Below are 24,372 nucleotides of genomic sequence, written 5' to 3'. Positions count from 1 at the left end.
GGTGGCACAGAGACCCGCATATCCGGTCTGACCCCTATCGTGTGATCTGAATTACGCGATAGGGGTGAGTGTCGTGCGGTTGACCGATCTGGATCTGACCGAGGCCCAAGTCGCGGAACTGAGCGATGTGTTGCGCGGGCGTCTTCCGGACGTCGCCGCCGAGGCGGTCGGCGAGATCGAGACGCAGCTGCCCGTCCTGGTCCGACCCCACGATCCGCGCTACGCCGTGTTCCTCACCCAGGCGGTGCAGCAGGGTATCGGCCAGTTCGTCGAACTCCTCACCGGCGGCGACGGTCGCTTGGAGGAGCTTCGCGACTTCTACCGCGACCTCGGCGTGCTCATCGCCGAGGAGGGGATCGCCCAGGAGACCTGGCAGGCCGGCTTCCGCGTCAGTACCGGCGTGGCGATCAACCGGCTGACCGAGGCCGTCGGATCCCTGCCCGGCGTCACCCCGACCGCCGTCGCCAAGGTCGCGCAGGACGTCCTGTACTACCTCGAACAGATCACCGGCGCCACGGCCGAGGGTTACGCCGACGCCCGCTCGGCCGGCGACGTCCTGCACCACCGCCGCAAGCTCCTCGAACTGCTGATCAGCGACGATCCTTCGCCAGACGCCATCCGCCGGCTCGCGGTCGACGCCGGCTGGGCCGTTCCACGGACCGTCGCCGCCGTCGCCCTCTCCCTGCGCGCCGACGCGGTCGTGCTGCGGCCGGGTGTCCCGGCCGGCGCGCTCGCCGGCCTGCACCTCCCGGACCCCTGCCTGATCATTCCGGATCCCGCCGGCCCCGGCCGGCGGGATCGGCTCGCCGCCGAACTGAAGGACTGGACCGCCGCGGTGGGCCCCACGGTGCCCGTCACCCAGGCCGGACTTTCGCTGCGCTGGGCACGCCGGACGCTGGATCTGGCCGCCCGGGGCGACCTGGACGCCGACCGGCCCGTCCACGCCGGCGACCACGCCATGCCCCTCGTGCTGTCGCACGGTGCCGAGATGATGGAACATCTGACGGCCACGCTGCTGGCCCCGCTCACCAGACTGCGTCGCAGCCGTGAACTCATGGAGACCCTTCTGCGGTGCTTGCAGACCGGGTTCAACGCCTCCGAGGTCGCGGCCATCCTGCACATGCATCCGCAGACCATTCGCTACCGCATGCGGCACCTCGACGAGGCCTTCGGCCCTGCCATCCGCGACCCCGACCGCAATCTCGAATACCAGGCGGCCGTCACCTACCGGCTCCAGATCGACGCACTCTCCGACCCGTCCGGTTCCTGATGCCGGGCTACTCGCAGTAAGTTACCATTCGGTAGAGCACCGTCTCTGACTTTGCGGTGCCCCTCGGTGAGGGAGCCGCCGCGCGACGACGTGATCGAGAGCGGGGGTCGTGTCGCCTGCCCGGCCATAAGGGGGAGCCGTCATCATCGTGTGGCCGTTGGTCGCAACTGGGGTTGCCGTCATCGCTTTGGCGGCCGTAACCGTGCTGTCGGTGCTGCTGGTGCGAGAGCGCCGTCGCCACGACCGGCTGTTGGCCTCGACCCGGCCGCGCTCCGACTCCGGCCTGCTGCAGGGAACGCACCGGGCGGTCAAGGTCGCGGTGAGCACCGCGTCGCGGTTGCGGCGGCACGGGGTCGGCTCGATGCTGATGAGCTCTCTCGACGACCTGGCCAGATGGGCGGCGGAAGATCGGGCGGAACTCGTCCGCGTGACCGCCGCTGACGGCACCATCACCTTCATGTTCACCGACATCGTCGACTCCACGTCGTTGAACGAGGAATTCGGCGACAAGGAGTGGGTGCGGATCCTCAAAGCCCACGACCGCCTCGTTCGCAGGCAGGTCACCGTCCGTGGGGGCCACATCGTCAAGTCCCAGGGCGACGGCTTCATGATCGCGTTCAGCGATCCCGGGGAGGCGATCGACGCCGCCGTTGCGATTCAGCACGCGCTGTCCAAGCGGCGCCGCAAGATGTCCCGCACCAGTCGCATCACCGTGCGCATTGGCGTGCATCGCGGCAAAGCGGTCTCCCGCGCCGGCGACTACTTCGGCCGTGCCGTGGCCATGGCCGCCCGCGTCGCCGCACAAGCCGGCGGCGGTGAGGTCCTTGTCAGCGATGAGACGCTCGGCGCACTACCCGACCCGACAAGGTTCCGTCTCTCACAACCGCGGCAGACCTTTCTTAAAGGATTCAACGGTGAACACACGCTCCACCCCATCCAGTCGCCGGCGCACCAGCACGACTCGGCCTGATCAACCGAGACTCGGACGTCAGGCGGGGTCCTGGCGGTCGCGAGGACTGTGACGAGAGGGATTCAACTCGAGCGCCGGCGCACTCGTCAGCTGACCGCCCGGTCCTCGGCCGCTGGTAGCCGCAATCCGTGTCAAGGGCGGTCTTGATGGTCAGTAGCTCTTGACCCCCAGGCGCAGAAGGCCAGTCGATCAAGGTAGATGGAAGTCGATCGGAGCCTCTCACCTGCAGAAACACCATGGTGGAGTCGCGGCGGGTCTGGGGGCCACCAAGGTGGCTTCCCAATTGGCTCCCCCCGCGGCTTCCTCTGGACTAGAGGGGGCGTCGCTGCGAACAAGACCATTCTGTGAACCCGCTGGCCGACGGGGGCTGGATCGTCGCAACCGTGTCGATGGAGTTCGTCCGCTACATAGGGCCAGCTGTCAAGACGCCGCGACTACTGCTCGAGATCACTTACCGCACCGGGAGAGATACCTCATTATTGGAGGGATTTTCCGGGGAGGAAGCGTGTTGCGACGTCAGTGAGTTGGTCGGTGAAGGTGGCGTCGTCGGTGGCGGGGGCGGGGGCGGTAAATCCTGGGCCGTAGGCGACGCGGATGACCAGGGTCGAGAAAATGGTGTTGTAGCAGGCATGGACGGCTTCTTCGGGGTCGTCGTGGGTGATGTGGTCGCGGTGCTTCAGCACGAGCGAGGCGAATTGGTCCCCGAGTTCCCAGGCGTTGACGCCGCCGCGTCGCCGGACCTCGGGATGGGCGCCGGAGATCAGCACGATGGATCCGAGGAAACGGGCGTGCCGGGTGAAGATCCGGGCCATTTCCCGAATCGCCTCATGCAGCACATGTCCTTGGTCGACTCGTCCTGCATGACCTCGCCGTTGAGCCGCAGCGTGATCCGCAGGTCCGAGGGGTCGGGGACCGCCCGGCGCGGCACCAGCACGGGCCCGGCCGGCAGGAACGTCGGCGCGTTCTTCGCGGCCAGCCAGTCGGCGCCCAGCTCGGGCATGTCCCCACGGAAGATCCGCTCGCGCAGGGTGAGGTCGTTGACGATCACCCAGCCGGCGACGGCGTCCAGCGCCCGATCAGGGGAGATCCGGCGTGCCGGCCGACCGATCACCGCCGCCGGTTCCAGCTCCCAATCCGGCTTCTCCCCGTCGTACGGGAGGACGACGTCGTCGTACGGCCCGCAGATCGCGCCGGGCATTCCGGTGAGACGTACGGCGGAAACTTCAGCCGGTCGTCCATCTGCGCGGCGGCGTCCGCCCGCACCTGCTCGACGGCACGGCCGTCGGAACCGTCATGGTGGGCCGCCGCGATATCGATGACGTGCGTCCGGTAGTTCGCTCCCGCCTGGAAGACCTGCCGCGGCTCCACCGGGCTGTGCACGTGGAGGCCGGCGAGCGCCCGCCAGTCCGAACGGCCCGTGCTTGCGGCGAGGGCTTCCAGGGCGGGCAGGACCTCATCCCAACGGTCGAGCAGTTCGAGCGTCCCGCGAGGGCGCCCGACCTCGTCACGAGCCGACAGGTCCAGCACACGCTCGTGAGCGACGAGAGCAGGGAACACGCGTCCGGCCTCCTCCAGGCGACCCAGCGCCCGCGTGCTCGATCGAAGTCACATCCGTGAACGGCAAGTGCGATTCACCCCTCCGGAACACAGGCGACATCCAGTCGCCGTACGCCCAGCATCGAGCAAAGGTGCCATCGAGGGGAAATAGTTGCTACGTATGCCCAGCCATCCACCGGACTTATGGTGCATGCCGCAGTGCTGACGAAAACGAAAGGAGGAAGGCGCCTTCTGGGTGAAGGTTCGGCCGGGCGGGTCAGAGGTCCAGGACGAGGCGTGGGGAGTGCGAGTCGGCCGGCCCCTCCGAGGGGACCGCGGGAGCAGGCCGGTCTGCTGAGCGATTACGGAAAGCCACACATGTCGGCAGAGTTGCGAGTGTCGGCGGCCGGTGTCGCAGCAGACGCGGGCCTGCGGGGCGCGGATGAGTCTGCGCCCGGGTCGAGAGGGGTGTTGTGAGAGACTTAAGGCATGTCCACAGCGTTTCGGTCCGGCGTCGATCCCGCGCGGGACCGGCGTTCCCGGCCTACGCGTGAGGACCCGAAACGCAAGCAGCTGCTGCAGGACCTGGAGGAGATCTTCCTCGATGAGGGGTTCAGCTCGCTGACGACCGATGACCTGTGCAAGAGGTTGCGGTGCTCGAAGTCGACGCTGTACAGCGTCGCCGGGTCCCGCGAGCAGATCAACCAGGCGGTTGTCCGGCACTTCTTCGCTCACTCGACCGCCGCCATCGAGGCCGAGGTGTCCGCTACGACGGACCCGGCCAGGCGGATCGTGGAGTATTTGAAGGGGGTGGGCGAGGCGATGAACCGCAACTCGCCGGCTTTCTACGAGGACATGGTGAGCTACCCGCCCACGGCGGAGATCTACCGCCTGAACTCGCGGGCGGCGGCGGATCGGGTGCAGGCCATGATCGAGGAGGGCTTGCGAGACGGGATCTTCCGGTCGGCCGACGCCGCACTGGCGTCGTTGACCGTGGCGTACCTGATGGACGGGGTCCAGTCCGGTGAGGTCCTCGAGACCACCGGACTGAGCGCGGGGGAGGCCTTCGCCGAGCTCGGTGAGCTGCTCGTCCACGGGCTCGCGGTGCGCAGCGGCACGGCATGAAGGGCAGTGGGCGGGGCGACTGGACGTCGCCTCCGCCCACTTTCGGCCGTCTGTCCGCCTCTCGCGTCAGCTGGGGACGATCGGGAGGATGAGCCGCGAGGGCCGGTTGCGGTCGTGGTGGATCCGCTGCCGGGCGACCCGGATGGCGGTGCCCTCGGTCACCGGCTCGCCGGTGTTGAGGTTGCGGTCCCAGCGGGGGAAGTTGCTGGAGGTCACCTGCACGCGGAGCCGGTGGCCTGCCCTGATGGCGATGGAGGTGGACCAGAGGTCGATCTCGACCTCGTCGATGCGCCCGGGTTCGGTGTGCACCCGGGTGATGCCGTCCACGATGTTGCGCGAGACCCCGTTCGCGTCGACCTCGCACAGCCTCACGACCCAGTCGGTGGACGGGCCGTCGGTCGCGGCGAACAGCGTCGCCCGGACCCTGCCGGTGATCTCGAGGTCCTCCTCGAGCGGCGGGCTCGTGAACACGAGCACGTCGTCGCGGGCCTCCGCCTCGCGCTGGTCGAACGGTCCGGGCGGGAACTCGGTCGACATGACCAGGTTGCCTCCCCGCGTGATGACGGGGTCGGCGGGGTCGTAGACGAAACCGGACTCGGCCTCTTCGGCGTCCGGTGCGGTCCATGTCAGCGTCGAATCCGGGCTCAGGTGCAGCGCGGTGTCGCGGGCCCGGGCGAGCGGCCACTCCTCCTCGGCTCGCCACTGGTCGGTCCCCATCACAAAGATCAGGACCCCGGACCGGTGCGCTTCGGTGGCGGGCATGTCCTTGAGCCAGTGGTCGTACCATTCGCGCTGGATGTCGGTGACCGCCTTGCCGCCGGGAGTGAGTGCCGACAGCCCGAAGTTGACCTCGCCGACTTGGCCTCCCTGTGGCATCACGAGGCTGTAGTGGTTCCAGGGGCCAATGACCAGGCGTGCGGTGCGGCCGCGGGTGCGCATGCCGATGTGGTTGTCGAGGTCGCCCTGGAGGAAGACGTCGTACCAGCCGGCGAACCCGATGCTCGGGACGTTGATCTCGTCGTACCTGTTCGAGACCCGCGATTCCTCCAGGGTGTCCGGGTCGGCCAGCGCACGGGTGACACCGACATCGGGCTGGCCGCAGGCCTTGAGGACGGGCATGGCGCCGGAGGGCAACTGCCAGTAGGTCCGCTGTCTCAGTGAGTCGTAATCGTGGACGGTCGCCATGAGCCGGTTCATGGTCTCCTCGGGTGAGAGCCCGGCCTTGGGAATCTGACCGAGGGCGGTCGTCAGCGCCCAGAAGGTGTTGAGCCCCAGTTCGATCGCTCCGCCGCGGAACATCAGGCCGTTGTCCGGGTCGGCCCAGGTCGTCATCGGGGCGATGGACGCCAGGTGCGGCGCCCCGGCGATGGCGGCACTCCACTGCGTGCTGCCGAGGTAGCTGCCACCGAACATGCCGACCTTGCCGTTGCCCTTCGGCAGCGAGGCCGCCCACTCGATGGTGTCGTAGCCGTCCTCGCGCTCGTACTTCCACGGCAGCCACTCACCATCGGAGCTGAAGCGCCCGCGAGAGTCCTGGTGGACCACGATGTAGCCCGCGCGCACCATGGTCTTGGTGTCGAGAAGTCCGTCGAAGTTGGAGTTCTTGTTGTAGGGGTGGCGGGTCAACACGACCGGGAAGGGCCCCTCCCCTGCGGGGCGGAACACGTTGGCCCGCAGCACCGTGCCGTCGCGCATGGGGACGGGAACGTCCAGGTCGATCTCGATGTCGTGCAAGGAGCTGTCCTTTCGAAGAAGGCCGTGGGGGTGGCTCCGCTGGCTTCCGCAAGTTGTGAGGACAGTAACATTGAGAGTACGTTCGTATCTAGATCCGTACTCTGCACTTTGGGAACGGTCGGCGGAGAGACCGAGAGGTAGGCACTCGCCTTGACGAACACGACGCAGCCAGCAGGGGAAGGCCGTCCGATCGGCCCGCATCAGCGAGCGCTCCAGATCCATGCCGCCTTCAACGCCGTCGACGCCACGGCGCCGTGGCTGGTGTGCGACCGGCATCCGGTCGATGCCGTGGCGTTCCGGTTCGTGGACGGCGACCTGCGAGTGAGCGACATGACCTACGGCGAGCTCGCGCGACGGTCGCGGCGTGCGGCCCACGCGCTCGCTCAGCGGGGCATCGGGCCCGGTGACCGGGTGGCCGGTCTGCTGGGCAAGGGGCCCGACCTGCCGGTCCTGATCTTGGGCATCTGGCGCTTGGGGGCGGTCTACGTCCCGCTGTTCACGGCGTTCGCCGCGTCGGCCGTCCAGGAGCGCATCAGCGACGCCGGCGTCAAGCTCGTCGTCACCGATATGGAGCAGCTACCCAAGGTCCGGGATCTGGCGGCGCGTGTCATGTTGGCGAACACGGACCAGCACGATGAGGGACTTGCGCACGACGACCTGGGCGCTGTCCTGATCGACGGTCCGGAGTGGACGAAGCCCTCACCGCTGACGGGCCCGCAGACGCCCATCGTCCAGATGGCGACCTCGGGCACGACGGGCAAGCCCAAGGTCGTCGTGCACCCGCTGGCCTACGCCGCCGGATGGCAGTCCTACGTGGAGCTCGGTCTCGCGCCGGGTGAGGGCTACTGGTGCGGAGCCGACCCCGGGTGGGCCTACGGCCTGTACACCCTCATCATCGGGCCTCTCGCCGTCGGCACGACCAGCATCTTCACGTGCGGCACCTTCAAGCCCGAGATGACGTGGCGGGTCCTGGAGCAGCTCGGGGTGAGCGACTACGCCGCCGCCCCGACCGCACTGCGCGCGCTGCGCGCCTGTGATCCAGGAGTACGGCTGCCGGCGCTGCGGCGACTGTCGACCGCCGGTGAGCCCCTGACTCCTGAGGTGATCGAGTGGACCCGCGAACGGTTCGGCATCGACGTGCACGACCACTTCGGGCAGACCGAGCTGGGCATGACCGCCGGCTTCGCACAACACGCCGACCTCGCCCGCCAGGTCGTCCCTCGTGCCATGGGTGAGTCCCTGCCCGGCTGGCGCATGACCGTCCTGCAGGCGGAGGCCGATCAGCCGGCATCGGTCGGTGAGGTCGGTCGCCTGGCGGTCGAGGTGGCAGGCAGCCCGTTCTTCACCTTCACCGGCTACGGGACGGCACGAGACGACCGCGCCTCCCGGTTCACCGCTGATGGCTCGCACTACCTGACCGGCGATCTCGCCTCGGTCGGCGAGGACGGGTTGCTCAGGTTCTCCTCCCGCGACGACGACGTCATCGTGATGGCCGGCTACCGCATCGGCCCGTTCGACGTCGAGAGCGTCCTGGCCACCCATCCCCAGGTGGTCGAATGCGCCGTCGTCGCGACTCCGGACGAGGTCCGCGGCGAGGTCGTGCACGCTCACGTCGTGCCGGCCATGACCCCGGACGACCCGGACGCCCTGGTCCGCGAGCTCCAGGACTGGGTACGCACCCGGTACGCCGCGCACGCCTACCCGCGCCTGGTCACCTTCGCCGACTCACTGCCTAAGACGCCGAGCGGCAAGATCCAGCGCGCGGTGCTGCGCTCGATGACCCGCTCCTCCGGCGCCGGGACCGCGGAGTGAGCGAGCTGCTGGTCGAGCGCCACGGGCCCGTCGAGACGTGGACGCTGAACCGACCCGCGGTCCGCAACGCGCTCGATGAGAACCTGATCACGCTGCTCGGCGCCGCGGCGGCCTCGGCCGAGGCCACCGACACCGAGGTCGTCGTGCTGCGCGGGGGCGGTCCGAGCTTCTGCGCGGGCGCCGACCTGTCGCTGCTCAGCACCTACGACTCTGCCCGCGGCCGGACTCCCCGCGACCACCTCACCGCCATCTGGGACCTCACCCTCGCCATGGAACGCAGCGCGGTGACCTACGTGGCGGTGCTGCACGGACACGCCATCGCCGGCGGCCTGGAACTCGCCCTGGCCTGTGACGTCGTGGTGGCATCGGCCGGGACCCTCATCGGCGACGGGCACGTACGGCAGTGCCTGATGCCGGGAGGAGGCGCCAGCGTCCGCATGGAGCGGACCCTTGGCCGGGCCGCGGCGACCTGGCTTGCACTCACAGGTGAGCTCCTGCACGCCGAGGCCCCGTCGTTCGCCTCGTGGCTGCACGCCGTCACGGCACCCGAGGATCTCGACGACGCGGTGGCCGCGATCGTCCAGAAACTCCTCGCGGCACCGGCCACAGCCAGGGCCGCCTACAAGCGGCTCCTCGACCGGACACACGGCCGCCTGTCCCCGACCGACCGCGACCGGGAACTGGACGCCTTCGACCGGCACTGGCTCGCCCACGACGTTCCGCAAACCCTGCGCGCCTTCCTGGCAAGGAACCGAGAGGCCTCCTGATGTCCTACGGCTTCACCGACCGCTACGCCGACCAGATCGTGCTCGTCACCGGTGGCGCGCAAGGGCTCGGCCGCGCCATGGTGCAGCGATTCGCCGCCGAAGGGGCGCGCGTGCACTTCGCCGACCTCAACGCCGCTGCCGGGGCCGAGGTGCTCGCGAGCCTGGACGGCGACGGTCACGCGTTCGACCAGGTCGACATCACCGACCCCACCGCGGCGCGCACGTGGATCGACGGCGTGGCGGCCGACCAAGGCCGCATCGACGTGCTGGTCAACAACGCCGGGATCATCCGGGACAACAGGATCGAGAACATCTCGAGTGAGGACTGGGACGCCGTCCTCGCCGTCAGCCTGAGCGGCTCGTTCCACTGCACCCAGGCCGCCTTCGCGCACATGCGGGAGCGGCGGTACGGACGCGTCCTCTCCTTCTCCTCCATGAGCTGGCGAGGCAACTTCGGCCAGGTCAACTACGTCGCCGCCAAGGCCGGTGTCGTCGGTTTCACCCGCGGGTTCGCTCTCGAGGGCGCCAAGCACGGTGTGACCGCGAACGCGATCGCGCCGGGTCTCATCGAGACCCCCATGCTCGCCTCGATGAACGGACCGGCGCACGAAAAGCTCGTCGGCAAGGTGCCCATGCGCCACACCGGACAGCCCGAGGACATCGCTGCCGCAGCCGCCTTCCTCTGCTCTCCGGAGGCCCGGTACATCACCGGCGTCGTCCTCGACGTCGACGGCGGAATCGGCATCGGCTCTTCCATCCGCTGACGCGGAAGCCACGTGGTCTTCCCGCAGCACAACGACGCCCTGCACGGAGCAGGTCGTCCCACTCGGTCGAGCGCAATGAGACCTCCGCCGACCTGTCGGGCTAGGAGCTGCTGTGGGTCAGGGGCAGGCGGCGGTGTTCAGGAGGCCCAGGGGAACGGCGTCTGCCATCTTGGTGTAGCCGGCGAGGTTGGGGTGGAGGTTGTCGGGGCCGGCGTAGGCGGGCAGGAGCTGGGAGGGGGCCGCGGGGTCGCGGACGGCGGCGTCGAAGTCGACGACGCCGTCGGCGAGGGTCTGGTTGCGGATCCAGGCGTTGATCTGCTGCCGGTATCTCTCGCTGTCGGGGGCGGTGGCGGTGCCGTCGATGATGGAGTTGGCGGCGGGTGTGAGGGTGGCGAGCCAGATCTTCTTGCCGGCGGTGTGGGCTTCGGTGATGAGCCGGGTGTAGCCGTCCTGGATCTGGTCGGGAGTGACGCCGGGATGCAGGCCGAGGTCGTTGATGCCTTCCAGGACCAGGACGCCGGTGGCGCCGGGGATGTCGAGGGCGTCCTTTTGGAAGCGGGACAGGCCGCTCGGGCCGTCCATGAGGCCGAGGCCGCCCAGGAGCTGGTTGCTGCCGATGCCGGCGTTGACCACGGCGATCGACAGCCCGGCGGCGTCCAGACGGCGCTGGAGTTGGTCGGGGTAGCGGCCGTTCTTGTCGGCGACGGAGGCGTCGGCGGGGATGCTGAGCGGGCTGCCGCCGACGAACCCGTCGGTGATGGAGTCGCCGAACGCCACTACCGCGCGAGCGTCGGACCGCACGTCCAGCCCGGTGACGAGCAGCCAGCTGAGCGTCTTGCCGGTGAAGCCGTCCGCCGCGGTGCGGGCGGTCAGGTCCCCGCTGCCGGAACCCGAATAGTAGGAGGTGGCGTTGGCGTTCCAGTGCTTGGTCACCGCTTGGGTGCTCTGCGGCAGGAACACGCTGACCGCCAGCGGGGTGAACGCCGCGAAGGCGAGCGCGGCCGGGTCGCTGACGACGTCTTGGCCGGCGGGCACGGTGACCGAGGCGGAGCCGCGGAAGGTCAGCGGCACTTGCGCGCCGGTCGCGGCGCGCCGGCTCTGCGGCGCGATCGTGACCATCAGGGAGAACTCCCGCGTCGACGACGCCGGATCGAACCCCCTCCGCGCATCGAACACTCGCTCCACGCCGGTCACCGCCATCCGTGTGCGCTCCCGCAACTCCGCCGCCAGCGGCGTCAGCCGGTACCGGTTGCCCGCCCGCGCCAACAGCTCGTCACCGAAGTGCCGTCGCAGCCGCGCCAGCGACGCCGACATCGCCGGCTGCCCGACCCCCGTCTGCCGCGCGGCCTTGCTCACACTGCGATGCTGCAGCAACGCGTCAAGAGCCAGCAGCAGATTCAAATCCAAGCTCCGCAACTCCACCCCCTCACGCTATCGATCCGATCGATACCAAGGAGATCGTGCCGGGCCACCTTGAATTGGAAATAAGAGTCTAGATATAGTTTTCTTCGTTCGGTTTTGGGAGTCTCGGTCGGGAGGGGTCATTGGCCTTGGACAGCGCGATCCCCATCATCGATACGATGATCGGTTTTCCCCGGTCGGACTCTGCGCAGTACGACTTCATCCGGGCGCAGACCAAGGACGTCTCTTCCAGGGAAGAGATGGAGTTCCCGGCGGAGTACATGTTCAAGGAGGTCCCCAAGGACCTGCCCGCCGAGGATCCGATCAGCGTCACGCTGCGGGGAATGGATCGCCATAACATCGAGTGGGGTCTGATCGGCGTCGAGGACGAGACGTCCCGGCTGGCCCTCACCAGGCATCCCGACCGGTTCGTGGCCTCCGCGAGCGTGGACCCGAACCAGGGGATGGCGGCGGTCCGCAAGCTGGTGCGCGAGCACGAGGAGTTCGGCGTCCGTGCCGCGACGGTGTTCCCCGCCGGCACGTTTCCGCAGGTGCCCATCAACGACAAAAAGATGTACCCGGTCTACGCCAAGTGCGTGGAGCTGGACATCCCGATCTTCGTGTGCGCCGGTGTGCCCGGGCCCCGGCTGCGGATGGACCCGCAGCGGGTCGAGCTCATCGACGAGGTCATGTTCGACTTTCCCGAGCTGGTCTTCGTGACCCGGCACGGCTGCGAGCCGTGGACCGAGCTGGCGGTCAAGCTCATGCTCAAGTGGCCGGGCCTCCACTACTCGACCAGCGCCTTCTCGCCCAAGTACTACCCGAAGGCGATCGTCGACTATGCCAACACCCGTGGCGCCGACAAGATCATCTATGGCGGTTACTTTCCCATGGGGCTGTCGCTGGAGCGCATCTTCGAGGCGATGCCGAATGTGGCGTTCCGGGACCACGTCTGGCCGAAGTTCCTGCATGAGAACGCCCGCCGCGTCCTGAAAATCGGCTGACGGCGATCAGGCGGGGCGGGTGGCCAGTGCCAGGCCGTTGGTGCGCATGATCTTCTCGATCTCCGCGGGCGTGAAGTGAAAGTTCTCCAGGTCCTTGCGGTAGGAGGCGGGTTCGGCCAGGCCCTCGACGTGCGGGAAGTCCGATCCCATCAGGATCCGGTCGACGCCGACCAGCTCCTTGAGCCGTCCGAGTTCGTCCTCGTAGAACGGTGCCACCCAGACGTGCCGGCGGAAGGTCTCGCGCGGGTCCTCGGGGAACTGGAACGGTGCCTTGCCGTAGATCTTCTTCAGCTTCTCGAACAGGTGCAGCACCCAGGTCGAGCCCGACTCGATCACCGCCAGCCGCAGCCGCGGGAAGCGGGTGAACAGGCGCTGGGCGAACATGCTGGCGAAGGTGTCGTGGACCGGGTCCGGCGAGGAGAGAGCGTGGAACGAGGTGGACGCCTTGAACGCTTCGAGTTCGGAGGATTCACCCCAGTCCGCCAGGTAGTTGGTGTAGTACGTCAGGCCGGAGTGATAGACGACCGTGATGCCCGAGTCATTGGCCAGCTGCCAGAAACCCTCGAAGTAGGGGCTCGCGGGCGACTTGAGGCCCTCGACCGTCATCACCGGTCCGGCGACCATCACGACGAACCGCGCGTCGCGGTCGAGGGCGCGCCGGAGCTCGGCCACCGCGTTGTCGGGGTCGGCAAGTGTGATGTAGGGCGCGGCGAAGATCCGCTCCTGGTAGGCGTATCCCCAGTCGTCGTCGAGCCATCGGTTGAACGAGCGGAACGCCGAGGCCAGGGCCGGGATGTCGTGGATGAGCGCCTGCTCCACGCCGACTCCGAGGGTCGGCAGCAGCAGCGTCCCCTGGATCCCCTGCTCGTCCATGAGTGCCAGCCGGGCGTCCCGGTCGCGGTAGGCCGGCCGGATGGGTTCCAGTTCGCCGAACAGTTGCCGGACGTCGGCGGACTTGGGATTGCGGCCGCGGAAGTACTCGTCCATCGCGCCCGGCTTGGCGACCGGGTCGAACGTCGGGTTCGGAATGAAACGGTTGACCTTGCCGGCGACCAGCAGCCGGGGCTTGCCGTTGATCTGCGCCCACTGGACCGTCCGCCTGGCGAACTCCGGCTCGGCGTAGCGGGTGAAGGCGTCCAGCGCCTCGTAGTAGTGGTTGTCGCAGTCGAAGAACCGGAAGGGAAGGCCGGCCATCGCTCCTCCTCTGGGTGGTCGTGACGAGTGTCAGCGCGACGCGTGCCGCAGTGCCGTCACGCAGTCGGCGATGAGGTCGTCGCTCACCTGGTAGCCGGGAAAGTAGAGGCAGACGCGGTCGCAGTCGCCGTACCGGGCGACGATCTCCTTGGCCACCTGGTCCGGCGTGCCGACGGCGGCGAAGGTCCGCAACATGTCATCGGAGACGAGTTCGGCCATCTTCGCCCACTCGCCGTGTTTGGACAGGGAGTTCAGTTCGGGCTGGAGCTCACCGAGATCTTCGAGGTCGAGCACTGCCCTGTAGGCGGGCGTCGAGGCGTAGAAGGCGAGGGTGTAGCGGCATCCCGCGGCCGCGGCCTGGATCTCCTCCTCGTTGCGGCCCATCGCCACGATGACTTCGGCGGTGAGTTCCAGGTCGCTCCGGGACCGGCCGGCGGCGCCGAGCCCCGCCCGGATCGCCGGCATCGTGCGTTCCCGCATGTGCCGGGCGGTGTTGAAGGGCATGACGAGGATTCCGTCGGCGACCTCGGCGGCCATCCGGTTCATCCTCGGGCCCAGCGCCCCGACGAGGATCTTCGGGACGCCGAAGGGGTTGGGGCCGGGATTGAACGCCGGTGTCATGAGCGTGTGTGCCGTGTAGTCGCCCTGGAAGTCCAGGCGGGTGCCGTCCTGCCAGCTGTGCAAGATCGCTTTGACGGCCAGAACCCACTCGCGCATCTGGGCCACGGGCTTGTCCCACAGCGCGCCGAAGCGACTCTCCACATGGGCCCTGACCTGGGTTCCGAGGCCCAGCCGGAACCGTCCCTGGGACAGCAGTTGCAGGTCGTAGGCGGCGTGGGCCAGGTGCATCGGGCTGCGCGGGAAGGCGATCGCCACGTTGGTCAGCAGGTCCAGGGAACACACCGGCGCCGCGGCCACCAGCGGGAAGAACAGGTCGTGCGCGTTCTCGAAGCTGAACACCCCGGTGACGCCGGTCCGTTCGAGGGCTCGCGCGCGGTCCGCCGCGCCGACCACCGAATCGGCCAGCAGCACATCGACCTTGAGAGTCATGGACAGCGGTCTCCTCACCTGCGACGAACTCGCAGACCTCCGGACGCGCGGGGGACCGATGAGCGCGGGGCCACCGACATCACCAAAATATGAGAATGAGGATCTAATTTCAATACCTGTCCCCGCCTCGGCCGCCGACGGGTGGGGACGCCGATCGGACGCCCACCTCAGAGCGGCACCCTGCGCTCAGAATGGGACTATCGTTCTTGTTTCGAGGATCGCCTACGGAGCAGAGTTTCGCGGAGGGGGTGCCGGCGGTGTCTCACGCCACGACGGCCGAGGAGATGCCCGCCTACAAGCGCGAACGTAGAAAGCGCATCGTGCGAGCGGCCATGGCCATGCTGGACGAGCAGGACTACGAGGAGATCCGCATCGCCGCGGTCGCCCAGCGCGCGGAGGTCGCGCTAGGCACGCTCTACCGCTACTTCTCCTCGAAGGAACATCTCTACGCCGTCGTCCTCCAGGAGTGGCTCGCGCACCTCGGCTCGGCCGAGCCGCCGCCCGGCCGGCTCCCCGACGAGCGCATCCGGGCCCGCGTCCACGCCGTCATCGACGCCTTCGCACGCCAGCCCCGCTTCTTCAAGGTCCTCATGCTGCTCTACAGCAGCAACGATCGGGAAGTGGAGACGATCCGCGCCGCCATCGGAGCCAACGCCCATCGTCTCCTGGCCGAGGACATGCACGTCCTCGGCAGCCCCACCACCGGGGACGCCGCCCGCATGCTGTGGTCGATCGTGTCCAACCAGCTCCTCAACGCCGCGTTCCATGACGGTAGCTACGCGGAAGTGCACCGGATCGCCGACGTCTACATCGGCCTGCTGCCCGATCAGATCCGCAAGACCGAGCAGGCGTGATCCGCCGGCCGGGGCCGCGCCGTGTCAGTCCCGCCGTGTCAGTCCCGCCGTTTCCCGCGGTCCGCGAGGAAGGCCGCGCGTAGCTTGGCCTTCTCCACCTTGCCGGTCGCGGTGCGCGGGAACGGATCGGGAAGGAACACCACCTCGGACGGCACCTTGTAGTCCGCCAGCACCCTGCCGACCGCGGACCTGATGTCCTCCGGGGCGAGGACCAGTCCGTCGCGTGGCCGCACGGCAGCGACCGTTCGTTCCCCCGTCCGGACGTCCGGCACACCGAAGACCGCCACCTCGACGAAGTCGTCCGTGGCCGTCAGGGCCTTCTCGACCTCGGCGCAGTAGATGTTCTCGCCACCGCTGATCACCATGTCGGTCAACCTGTCGATGACGTACACGAAGCCGTCTTCGTCGACGTGGCCGACGTCGCCCGTGCGATACCACTCACCGTCGAACGCGGTGGCGGTCGCCTCGGGACGGCCGTAGTAGCCCTGCATCACCAGCACCCCGCGCACCTGCAGCTCACCCGGAGTCCCCGGCGGAAGGACACGGCCCGCATCGTCGACCGCGCGTACGTCCATCACCGGCATCGTCCGTCCCGCAGCACCCGGGCGCGCGTCGGCGAGCGGTCCGGCGGCGGCGCAGACGGTCGCCACGGTCTCGGTCATTCCCCACCCTCCGCTCTGCGCGGCGCCCGGTGCGGCCTCCCGCATCCGCCGGGCCAGGTTGACCGGGGTCGCCTGCCCGCCCGCGCCGATTTGGACGAGACCGCGCAAGACGCCCGCCGCGTCCGGCAACGCCAGCAGATCGTGCAGCACCAGCGGCGGGGCGGACAGCGCGGTGACCTTGTTCTCCACGATGTCCCGCGCGGCCCGTTCCGGGTCCCAGCGGCGCAGGGCCACCATGTGCCCTCCCTTCAGCAGCGCGCCCGCCATCACGCTCAGACCCGAGACGTGGAAGAGCGGATAGACCAGGAGGGACACCAGCGGCGGGGTGCGCTCCAGGAGAACCTCGGCCGGTACGCCGGAGAGCCGGGACCTCAGCTCCCGTGCCGACTCCCGCATGTAGTCCAGGTTCGTGATCATGTTGCAGACGTTGCGCTGGGTCAACACCGCGCCCTTGGACCGCCCTGAGGTGCCGGACGTGAACAGCACCCACGCCGGCGCGTCCCGGTCCACCACGGCAGCGGCCGCGTCGCGCCGCCCCGGCGCGACCAGATCCGCGTAGTCGGTCGCGTCCGCGGTCCCGGAGGAGCCGTGCCCGCCGACGACGACCAGCGGAGCCGCGCAATCGCCTTCGGTCAGGCGCTCGGCTCGACCCTTGTCGGCGATGATCACGGTGCACGGTACGTCGTCGGTTGCCGCGCCGAGCTCGGTCGCCGTGCCACGGCTGTTGAACAGCACGGCCACGGCGCCGATCCGGGCGGCGGCGAACAACGCCACGAGGTACTCGGCACGGTTGCGCATCACGATGCCCACCCGATCCCCGGTGCCCACCCCGAACTCGTCCCGCAGCGACCCCGCCAACCGCCGGGCCGCGGTGAACAGTTCGCCGTACGTGTACCGGCGGCCCTCCTGGACCAGCAGCCCCCGGTCCGCGAACGAGGACGCCGCATTGGAGAAGAACTCCTCAAGGCTCGCCGGCGCGTGCCGGTAAGCACGGTAAAGGCGCTCTCCGACGGTGACCTGCTCCAGCTCGAACCGGCCTCCCGACGCGGTCAGCGACTCCACGACGGCCTGATGAACGGCCACGACCGACAGCGACATGCCCACCCCTGGAGGCCAGCCTGATGAACTAGAACGAGAATCTACATCTAGAAAATCTAACGCCCTCCTCCGTGCCGAGCAAGGCCCGATCGCGCGAACACCTCAGAGGGGCGAAATCAGATTCTGACGGCCGGCGCGAGCAGGGATCAGCGCGCCGCGCCTGCTGGATTTGATCCGGATGCCGTGAAGCCGCCGCCGAGGCGATCTACTGGCGAACCGTCAGTTGCTATTGGCGTACCGCCAATTAGTGCTCTAGGGTGTGCGTGCCCGACGACCGAGGAGGTGATCGGTGTGGCCGTCGTCTACCTGCCCGGCCGTGTCCACGGGCTGCTCAGCGAGGTCGGTGAGCTGTTCGTCGTCGCCCTGGAGAGGCTGCGGCGCACCTGGGACGTGCGCCGCTGGTTCTGGGAGTTCGCCGAGCAGGCGTGGTTCCTGGCCCGCGTGACGAGCCTGCCGGTGATCCTGGTGTCGCTGCCGCTGGGCGCGACCGTGGCGCTGCAGGTGGGCCAGCTGGCCGCCCAGCTCGGCGCGCAGTCGGCGACCGGGGGAGCGGTCGTCGTGGGGCTGGTGCGCGAGGTCGCGCCGATCGCCGCCGCGCTGATCATCGCGGGTGCGGGCGGATCGGCGATGACCGCCGACATGGGCGCCCGCCGGATCCGCGACGAGCTGGCGGCCATGGAGACCATGGCGGTCAACCCGGTGCACCGCCTCGTCACGCCGCGGCTGTGGGCGTCCAGCCTGATCTCGACGCTGCTGGCCTCGCTGGTGATCGTCTCCGGCGCCGCCGGCGGCTTCGTGTTCAACGTGCTGCTGCAGGACGTCACGCCGGGCGCCTACTTCGACGGCGCGGTGTCGCTGCTGCAGGTGTCGGACCTGGTCGTGACGCTGCTGAAGGCGTGGCTGTTCGGGCTGGTCGCCGCGGTCGTGGCCTGCTACATGGGGATGACCTGCGCGCAGAGCCCGGTCGGGGTCGGCCGCGCGGTGAACCGGGCGATCGTGGTCGCCTTCATGCTGGTGTTCGCCCTCAACTACGTGATCACGACGGTGTACTTCGTCGCGTTCCCGCCCAAGATCTGATGGCGGGCTCGATCCCGGCCGGCCGGGCGGGCCGGAGCGGCGTGCGCGCGGCGGGACGGCTCGCGGCGCGGACCGGCGACCTCGCGCAGTGGCCGGTGTTCGTCTACCGGGTGCTGCTGTACTCCGCCCGCGACCTGGTCTGGCGCCGCAAGTACGCGCGGACGGTCGCGCGGCACGTCAGCGACGTGGTCGTCGGCGCGGGCGCGACCGTGGTCGGCGGCGGCATGATCTTCGTGATCTTCACGATGGCGTTCTTCGTCGGCACCGAGGTGGGCCTGCAGGGCTACACCGGGCTGGAGTCGATCGGCGCGCAGTCGTTCATGGGGCTGGTCGGGTCGTTCGCCAACGTCCGCGAGATCACCCCGGTGATCGCGGCGACGGCGCTCGCGGCGCAGTGCGGGTCGGCGTTCACCGCCGAGCTCGGCGCGATGCGGATCTCCGAGGAGATCGACGCGCTGGAGGTCATGGGCATCGGGTCGTTCGCCTACCTGGTGTGCACGCGGGTGGTCGCCGCGCTGATCGCGCTGGTCCCGCTGTACCTGATCGCGCTGTTCGCGAGCTTCTTCGCGACCCGGCTGATCAGCACGGAGTTCTTCGACCTGGCGCCGGGTGTGTACGACTACTACTTCCGGCTGTACCTGCCGACGATCGACCTGGTCTACAGCTCGGTCAAGGTGGCGGTGTTCGCGTTCGCCGTCATCACCATCCACTGCTTCTACGGCTACTACGCCACCGGCGGGCCGGCCGGGGTCGGGCGCGCGGCGGGCCGGGCGATCCGGCTGTCGATCGTGACGATCGTGACCCTGAACCTGCTCCTGTCGTACGTGTTCTGGGGCAACGGCGCGACGGTGAGGCTGAGCGGATGATCAACGAGGAGCTCTCCCTGGTCCGCCGGCTGCTGATCACGGCGCTCACGCTGGCCGCGGTCGCGCTGGTGCTGTGGACGCTGGTCGCCAAGCCGTTCCAGGCCGGAGGGACGGTGCTGACCGCCGAGTTCGGCCGCGCCGGGCAGGGGCTCGGCAAGGGCGCCCCCGTGAAGGTCCGCGGCGTCCAGGTCGGCTCGGTCCAGCGGGTGCGGCTGGGCGAGGACGGCAAGGCGCGGCTGACGCTGCGGCTCCACGCCGGGACGCACGTCCCGGACACGGTCACCGCGTCGATCGAGCCCGCCTCCGCCTTCGGCCCGAAGTTCGTGGACCTGGTTCCCGGCGCGCACGAGGGCGCCGGTCCCTACCTCGCCTCGGGGGCGAGGATCACGCGCACCTCCGATCCGCAGGACCTGTCGGACCTGCTCGCGGACGCCGACCAGCAGCTCGGCGCGATCGCGCCCGAGGACGTCTACACGATCGTCCACACCACCGCGCAGAGCCTGGACGGGCAGGGGGCGAAGCTCGCCGCCACCATCGACCAGACCGGCGTCCTGCTGAACGTCGCCTACAAGCATCGCCAGGACGCCCGCCGGTTCATCTCCGACGGCGCGGACCTGAGCAGCGCGCTGTCCGGATCGGGCGACGAGATCATGGGAATCAGCGGGGACGCCAACGCGCTCATCACCGCCGCGGCGAGCGGCCGCAAGGGCCGGCTCGGCGACTTCGCCGACCAGCTCTCCGCCGTGTCGGCGCTGGTCGCCCACGGTTTCGACAAGCGCGGCGGGCAGCTCGGCGAGGCGTTCCGCAGCGGTGAGCGCGCCGCCGCGGTCATCTACGCCCAGCTCGGCCTGCTCGGGGACGCGGTCCGCACCGGCAACCGCCTGCTCCCGCTCTACCAGGAACTGGCCACGACACCGGGGCCCGGCGGCAAGCACTACCTGGCGTCCGAGGCGTACCTGCCGAGCGATCCGTGCGAGCTGATCCTCGGCCTGTGCGGTCCGGGCACGGGCGCGAAGGGGGGCCGGTGACATGGCCCGCTTCGGTACGGCGCGGCTGAGCGAGCAGGCGCGGGCGCGCGCCGGCGTCGTCGTCCGGCTGGTCGCGTTCCTGCTGGTGACCGGGCTCCTCACCCTGTTCATCGGCATGCAGATCGCGCGGGTGGGGCTCGGCGGCGGCTGGCACGTGTCGGCGACCTTCGACGACGCGAGCGGCCTGTCCAAGGGCGACGAGGTCAAGATCGCCGGTGCGCCGGTCGGCCGGGTCGACGGCGTGAAGGTCGTGGACGGCCGCGCCAAGGTCGACATGACCGTCCGCGACTCGGTGAAGGTGCCGTCCGACAGCGAGGCCGCGATCCGGTGGCGGGACGCCATGGGACGCCGCGTGGTCTACCTCATCCCCGGCACGAGCCCGGCGAAGATGCGCTCCGGCGCCCGCATCACCCGCACCCACTCCGTCGTGGACGGCAGCGCGCTGCTGGACGAGCTCGCGCCGCTCACCAAGAGCCTGGACCCGAAGCAGGTGAACACAGTGCTCACCTCGCTCGCGCAGGCCCTGGACGGCAACGCCGGAGACATCGACCGGCTGGTCGGCAATGTCGACCGGCTGTCGTCCACGATCGCCGAGCGCCGCAGCACCCTCAAGCAGATGCTGTCGGACTACGCGACCGTCACCGAGCTCATCGCTAGGCGCGACAAGCAGATCAGCGCGGCGACCGACGACCTGGTGAGCCTGAGCGGCGCGTTCGCCGACAACCGCCGGCTGATCGACGACACGCTCGTGCAGCTCGCCGCGCTGGCCCGCACGTCCGACGCCGTCCTGGCGGGCAACGGCGACCGGCTCGCCGACGTCATCGCCAAGCTCTCGACCTTCACCGCCGGCGTGCACCGCAACGACGAGACCGTCGCCAACGTGCTCGGCTCTGCGACGCCGAAGCTGCAGCACATCTTCTCCGCCGTCGACAACGGCCGCTACATCGAGGTGGCCGTCCCCTGCCTCAGCCTCGCCGCCCCGCCGTGCCCGTACCCGACCCGGCTTCCCGGCCCGCGGGAGAGCGGGAAGCCGATCGACTCGGCGGGCGCCCTGGAGAACCTCATGGTCGGAGGCCGCCCGTGGCACTGAAGTCCTTCCGCGACCGCAACAAGATCGTCGTCGGGCTGGTCTCGGCGACGGCCCTGGTGCTGCTCCTGGTGTCGGTGTTCCTGGTCGGGACGAAGGGCCTGCTCCAGGACCGCTACACCGTCACCGGCGTCTTCGCCGACACCGGCGGGCTCTCCTCCGGCGACGACGTCCGGGTGGCCGGCGTCCGCGTCGGCGAGGTCACCGCCGTCCACCCGGACTTCCGGCGCGGCCGGGTGCTCGTCACCTGGAAGGTCGACTCCGGCGTCGACCTCGGCCCCTCGACCAGCGCGCAGATCGAGGTGTCGAACATCCTCGGCGGCCGGTACCTGCGGCTGTCCGGCGCCGTCACGGCCCCGCACCTGGAGGACCTGCCGCCCGCCAGGAGGCGCATCCCCCTGGAGCGGACGCAGGTGCCGACCACGGTCAACGACGTCCTCAACACCTCCACGCGGACGGTCGCACGGCTGGACACCCGGTCCATCAACAAGATCGTCTCGGAGCTCCAGGGCGTGGACGCCGAGCACCGCGGACGCCTGTCCCGGACCCTGGTGAACCTGTCCAAGCTCGCCGAGACGGTCGACGGCTCCAGTCCGCAGATCAAGCGGATGCTCGCCGGCGGCGACCGCGTCCTGTCCCTCGCGCACGCCAAGGACCGGCAGCTCGACCGGCTGCTCGGCAACATCCAGGCGATGCTCGACGAGCTGCAGCGGCGCAAGCGGGAGCTGGCGGCGTTCCTCGGCAGCGGCAGCCGCACCGTGTCGAGCCTCTCCAAGCTCATCGACGACCACCAGGCGCAACTGGTGTCGGTCATGTCCGACCTGCGCGGCACGCTCGGCACGCTGCGCCCGCAGACCGGCGCGTTCAACGACCTGCTCGCCTGGGCGGGCCCCACCCTCAGCGGCCTCGCCGGAACCGGCGGCTACGGGCCGTGGCTGGAGGTCGTCGCGACGGGGCTCGGCCCGCTGTCCCCGCAGGACCTCGCGCAGCTCGCCCGCCTCGCCCCCCAGGGAGAACGATGATGCGACGTCTCGTCCCGGCGCTCGCGGCACTGGTGCTGGCCGCGACCACGGGCGGATGCACGGTGACCGGCGGCGGCAGCACCTACAAACTGACCGTTTACTTCGCCAAGACGCCGTCGCTGTACGAGCGGTCCCGGGTGAAGGTCATGGGCGCCGACTCCGGCACGATCACCTCCATCAAGGACGAGCAGACCCGCGTCCGCGTGGACCTCGCCGTCAAGCGGTCGGTGCCGCTGCCCGACGACGTGCACGCCACCATCGCCTCCGACAACGCGCTCGGCGAGCGGTACGTGCTCCTCCACCCGGTCTGGAAACCCGGCATGCGCAAGGCGGCGGCCGGCGCCGTCGTCCCGCAGTCGCGCACCGAGCTGCCCGTCGAGATCGACGAGGCCCTCAACGCGTTCGCCAAGCTCAACCGCTCCATCGACCCCAAGCAGCTCGGCTCGGCCCTGCACCGCGGCGCGGACGGGCTGCGCGGCCACGGCGGCGACATCAACGTCGCGCTCGGCGCCACGTCCCGGCTCACCGGCGACCTCGCCGCCCAGGACCGGCAGATCGCCTCGCTGGCCAGGAACCTGCGGGCGGTCGCGGCGAGCCTCAACGGGCGCGACAAGCAGCTCTCGCAGCTCATCGCCTCCTTCTCCACCACCAGCGGCACGCTGTCCGGGGAACGGACGAAACTACGGGACTTCGTCGCCGGCCTGGCCGCCGCCATCCGCAAGAGCGACGTCCTCATCACCGACTACCGCGAGACGCTGCCCGGCACCGTCGCGGACCTGTCCAACATCATCCTCACCCTCAAGGGCAACGCGCAGGGGCTCAACCAGGCCATCCAGGGCCTCGGGCAGTTCGCCGACGTCGCGGTGAAGGCCTGGAACCGCAAGCAGCACGTCGCCACCATCCGCGTGCTCGTCCACGCCACCCTCCGCACCTGGCTCCAGCCGCTGTTCACCGCGATGGGCTGGGGCACCGTCCCCTGCGTCCCGGACAACCCGGCCCTCGGCAACTGCGTGCCGACCGGAAAGGCGGGCAAATGAGACGCCCCATCGTCGCCTGCTGCGCCCTGGCCACCGCGCTGACCCTCGGCGCCGGCGGATGCTCCCTCCAGACCATCGGGGCGCCGCGCGGCGGCATGACCCTCTCGGCGACGTTCGACGACGTGCAGAGCCTCGTCGTCGGCCACAGCGTCCAAGTCTCGGACGTGCGGGTCGGCACCGTCACCGCGATCGGGCTGTCCGGCTACCGCGCCAGGGTGACCATGTCGCTGAAGACCGACCGGCGCATCCCCGCCGGCACCACCGCCACGATCGCCAAGTCGTCGCTGCTCGGCGAGAACTACGTCCGCCTGGACCTCCCGCCCGGGCGCGACATGCGCACCGGCCCCTTCCTGCGCAGCGGCGCCGCGATCGTCCAGACCTCCGTCCAACCCGACCTGGAACAGGTCAGCGCGAAGGTCGGGCCGCTGATCGCCGCGCTCGGCGGGCAGGACCTGGCGACCATCGCCGACGAATCGGCGACCGCGCTCGACGGCAAGGGCCCCAAGCTCAACACCTTGATCAAGCGGGCCGCGGACGTCACCGACAGCTACGCCGCCGCCAGCGCCGACCTCGGCCGCGCCCTGGACTCGCTCGGCAAGCTCGGCGACTCCCTGGAGAAGGGCAAGAGCGACATCGGCCGGCTCCCTGGCAACGTCGCCCTCGCCACCCGGCGGCTCCAGGACGAACGCCACCGCATCAAGATCTCCATCCAGCGGCTCGACCAGCTCGCCCGATCGGTCAACGCGAAGGTGCAGCAGCGGCACGCCAAGCGCCTGGCCGTCCTGCTGGGACGCGCCGACCAGCTGCTCGCCGCCGCGCTGCGCGGCCGCAACGACCTGAAGGCGATCGCCGCCAACGTGCTGACGTTCCTGCGCGGCCCGTCGGTCTCCTCCAGCGGCCAGGCCCTGCTGTTCCTGTGGATCAAGGGCTTCCTGCCGTCATCCGGCAAGGCGCCCGCCACGGCCCGCCCGCGGTCGCAGTCGCTGACCGGACTCCTCGGACCACGACCATGAG

23 protein-coding genes are annotated in these 24,372 nt (G+C 69.6%); 15 read left to right on the top strand and 8 right to left on the bottom strand.

All coding sequences use genetic code 11. The features are described 5' to 3' along the window. The first annotated feature begins 79 nt into the window (after positions 1 to 79). Positions 80 to 1,270 carry a PucR family transcriptional regulator gene (locus ABD296_RS11535; protein ID WP_344264746.1) on the top strand — a complete coding sequence of 397 codons (1,191 nt, stop codon included), beginning with the start codon at positions 80 to 82 and terminating at the stop codon, positions 1,268 to 1,270. Positions 1,271 to 1,418: 148 nt separating this feature from the next. Further along, positions 1,419 to 2,240 (top strand): adenylate/guanylate cyclase domain-containing protein, encoded by an 822-nt coding sequence (locus ABD296_RS11530; RefSeq protein WP_344264743.1) that lies wholly within the window; start codon positions 1,419 to 1,421, stop codon positions 2,238 to 2,240. A 476-nt stretch (positions 2,241 to 2,716) separates the two neighbouring features. Here ABD296_RS11530 and ABD296_RS11525 read toward each other — a convergent pair whose 3' ends face one another. The 3 genes from ABD296_RS11525 to ABD296_RS11515 are packed head-to-tail and all read right to left on the bottom strand — an operon-like array spanning position 2,717 to position 3,797. Further along, positions 2,717 to 3,076, bottom strand: coding sequence for a hypothetical protein (locus ABD296_RS11525; protein ID WP_344264785.1), 360 nt, complete (start codon positions 3,074 to 3,076; stop codon positions 2,717 to 2,719). Next, positions 3,001 to 3,438 carry a fumarylacetoacetate hydrolase family protein gene (locus ABD296_RS11520; RefSeq protein WP_344264740.1) on the bottom strand — a complete coding sequence of 146 codons (438 nt, stop codon included), beginning with the start codon at positions 3,436 to 3,438 and terminating at the stop codon, positions 3,001 to 3,003. Before ABD296_RS11520 ends, ABD296_RS11525 begins: the two co-directional genes overlap by 76 nt. Continuing rightward, positions 3,348 to 3,797: a hypothetical protein gene (locus tag ABD296_RS11515; protein ID WP_344264783.1), complete on the bottom strand. Its 450-nt coding sequence runs from the start codon at positions 3,795 to 3,797 to the stop codon at positions 3,348 to 3,350. Before ABD296_RS11515 ends, ABD296_RS11520 begins: the two co-directional genes overlap by 91 nt. A 468-nt stretch (positions 3,798 to 4,265) precedes the next feature. Here ABD296_RS11515 and ABD296_RS11510 point away from each other — a divergent pair, with 468 nt between their 5' ends. Then, positions 4,266 to 4,901, top strand: a complete 636-nt coding sequence (locus ABD296_RS11510; protein WP_344264737.1) for a TetR/AcrR family transcriptional regulator — start codon at positions 4,266 to 4,268, stop codon at positions 4,899 to 4,901. Between the two features lie 66 nt (positions 4,902 to 4,967). On the opposite strand, the gene ABD296_RS11505 is transcribed toward ABD296_RS11510, so the two are convergent. Continuing rightward, positions 4,968 to 6,635: a CocE/NonD family hydrolase gene (locus ABD296_RS11505; RefSeq protein ID WP_344264734.1), complete on the bottom strand. Its 1,668-nt coding sequence runs from the start codon at positions 6,633 to 6,635 to the stop codon at positions 4,968 to 4,970. 150 nt (positions 6,636 to 6,785) lie between these two features. On the opposite strand from ABD296_RS11505, the gene ABD296_RS11500 reads away from it, so the two are divergent. Genes ABD296_RS11500 through ABD296_RS11490 form a run of 3 tightly spaced genes read left to right on the top strand, consistent with a single transcriptional unit; the run spans position 6,786 to position 9,978 of the window. Then, the gene (locus tag ABD296_RS11500) at positions 6,786 to 8,447 is read left to right on the top strand and encodes an AMP-binding protein (protein WP_344264731.1); all 1,662 of its coding nucleotides are present in this window, start codon (positions 6,786 to 6,788) and stop codon (positions 8,445 to 8,447) included. Continuing rightward, positions 8,444 to 9,214, top strand: a complete 771-nt coding sequence (locus ABD296_RS11495; RefSeq protein WP_344264728.1) for an enoyl-CoA hydratase/isomerase family protein — start codon at positions 8,444 to 8,446, stop codon at positions 9,212 to 9,214. Before ABD296_RS11500 ends, ABD296_RS11495 begins: the two co-directional genes overlap by 4 nt. Continuing rightward, positions 9,214 to 9,978: an SDR family NAD(P)-dependent oxidoreductase gene (locus ABD296_RS11490; RefSeq protein WP_344264725.1), complete on the top strand. Its 765-nt coding sequence runs from the start codon at positions 9,214 to 9,216 to the stop codon at positions 9,976 to 9,978. The genes ABD296_RS11495 and ABD296_RS11490 overlap by 1 nt, the downstream gene beginning before the upstream one ends. Positions 9,979 to 10,095: 117 nt before the next feature. Here the strand turns inward: ABD296_RS11490 and ABD296_RS11485 are convergent, their stop codons facing one another. Then, positions 10,096 to 11,400, bottom strand: a complete 1,305-nt coding sequence (locus ABD296_RS11485) for a GDSL-type esterase/lipase family protein (RefSeq protein WP_344264722.1) — start codon at positions 11,398 to 11,400, stop codon at positions 10,096 to 10,098. Between the two features lie 158 nt (positions 11,401 to 11,558). Between ABD296_RS11485 and ABD296_RS11480 the strand changes: the two genes are divergently transcribed. Next, positions 11,559 to 12,383 carry an amidohydrolase family protein gene (locus ABD296_RS11480; RefSeq protein WP_344264719.1) on the top strand — a complete coding sequence of 275 codons (825 nt, stop codon included), beginning with the start codon at positions 11,559 to 11,561 and terminating at the stop codon, positions 12,381 to 12,383. Positions 12,384 to 12,389: 6 nt separating this feature from the next. On the opposite strand, the gene ABD296_RS11475 is transcribed toward ABD296_RS11480, so the two are convergent. Together ABD296_RS11475 and ABD296_RS11470 are read right to left on the bottom strand one after the other, a co-directional pair. Beyond that, entirely contained in the window at positions 12,390 to 13,577 is a 1,188-nt protein-coding gene (locus tag ABD296_RS11475; protein ID WP_344264716.1) for an amidohydrolase family protein, read from the bottom strand. 30 nt (positions 13,578 to 13,607) lie between these two features. Further along, entirely contained in the window at positions 13,608 to 14,627 is a 1,020-nt protein-coding gene (locus ABD296_RS11470) for a TIGR03617 family F420-dependent LLM class oxidoreductase (RefSeq protein ID WP_344264713.1), read from the bottom strand. Positions 14,628 to 14,884: 257 nt separating this feature from the next. On the opposite strand from ABD296_RS11470, the gene ABD296_RS11465 reads away from it, so the two are divergent. Then, positions 14,885 to 15,481, top strand: a complete 597-nt coding sequence (locus ABD296_RS11465; RefSeq protein WP_344264710.1) for a TetR/AcrR family transcriptional regulator — start codon at positions 14,885 to 14,887, stop codon at positions 15,479 to 15,481. A 38-nt stretch (positions 15,482 to 15,519) separates the two neighbouring features. On the opposite strand, the gene ABD296_RS11460 is transcribed toward ABD296_RS11465, so the two are convergent. After that, the gene (locus ABD296_RS11460; RefSeq protein WP_344264707.1) at positions 15,520 to 17,241 is read right to left on the bottom strand and encodes a class I adenylate-forming enzyme family protein; all 1,722 of its coding nucleotides are present in this window, start codon (positions 17,239 to 17,241) and stop codon (positions 15,520 to 15,522) included. Between the two features lie 285 nt (positions 17,242 to 17,526). Here ABD296_RS11460 and ABD296_RS11455 point away from each other — a divergent pair, with 285 nt between their 5' ends. Genes ABD296_RS11455 through ABD296_RS11425 form a run of 7 tightly spaced genes read left to right on the top strand, consistent with a single transcriptional unit; the run spans position 17,527 to position 24,371 of the window. Beyond that, positions 17,527 to 18,318, top strand: coding sequence for an MlaE family ABC transporter permease (locus ABD296_RS11455; protein WP_455363854.1), 792 nt, complete (start codon positions 17,527 to 17,529; stop codon positions 18,316 to 18,318). After that, positions 18,318 to 19,184, top strand: a complete 867-nt coding sequence (locus ABD296_RS11450) for an ABC transporter permease (protein WP_344264701.1) — start codon at positions 18,318 to 18,320, stop codon at positions 19,182 to 19,184. Before ABD296_RS11455 ends, ABD296_RS11450 begins: the two co-directional genes overlap by 1 nt. Beyond that, entirely contained in the window at positions 19,181 to 20,212 is a 1,032-nt protein-coding gene (locus ABD296_RS11445) for an MlaD family protein (protein WP_344264698.1), read from the top strand. The genes ABD296_RS11450 and ABD296_RS11445 overlap by 4 nt, the downstream gene beginning before the upstream one ends. Before the next feature lies 1 nt (position 20,213). Then, positions 20,214 to 21,302, top strand: a complete 1,089-nt coding sequence (locus tag ABD296_RS11440; RefSeq protein ID WP_344264695.1) for an MCE family protein — start codon at positions 20,214 to 20,216, stop codon at positions 21,300 to 21,302. Continuing rightward, complete coding sequence (locus tag ABD296_RS11435) at positions 21,293 to 22,321, top strand: MlaD family protein (protein WP_344264692.1); 1,029 nt, start codon at positions 21,293 to 21,295, stop codon at positions 22,319 to 22,321. Before ABD296_RS11440 ends, ABD296_RS11435 begins: the two co-directional genes overlap by 10 nt. Beyond that, positions 22,318 to 23,358, top strand: a complete 1,041-nt coding sequence (locus tag ABD296_RS11430) for an MCE family protein (RefSeq protein WP_344264689.1) — start codon at positions 22,318 to 22,320, stop codon at positions 23,356 to 23,358. The genes ABD296_RS11435 and ABD296_RS11430 overlap by 4 nt, the downstream gene beginning before the upstream one ends. Continuing rightward, positions 23,355 to 24,371 carry an MlaD family protein gene (locus ABD296_RS11425; RefSeq protein ID WP_344264686.1) on the top strand — a complete coding sequence of 339 codons (1,017 nt, stop codon included), beginning with the start codon at positions 23,355 to 23,357 and terminating at the stop codon, positions 24,369 to 24,371. Before ABD296_RS11430 ends, ABD296_RS11425 begins: the two co-directional genes overlap by 4 nt. The last annotated feature ends 1 nt before the right edge of the window (position 24,372 follow it).

Source organism: Actinomadura napierensis (genome assembly GCF_039529375.1).
In the GTDB taxonomy this organism is placed as follows: Bacteria; Actinomycetota; Actinomycetes; order Streptosporangiales; family Streptosporangiaceae; genus Spirillospora; species Spirillospora napierensis.
This window is presented reverse-complemented; position numbering and strand designations above follow the sequence as displayed.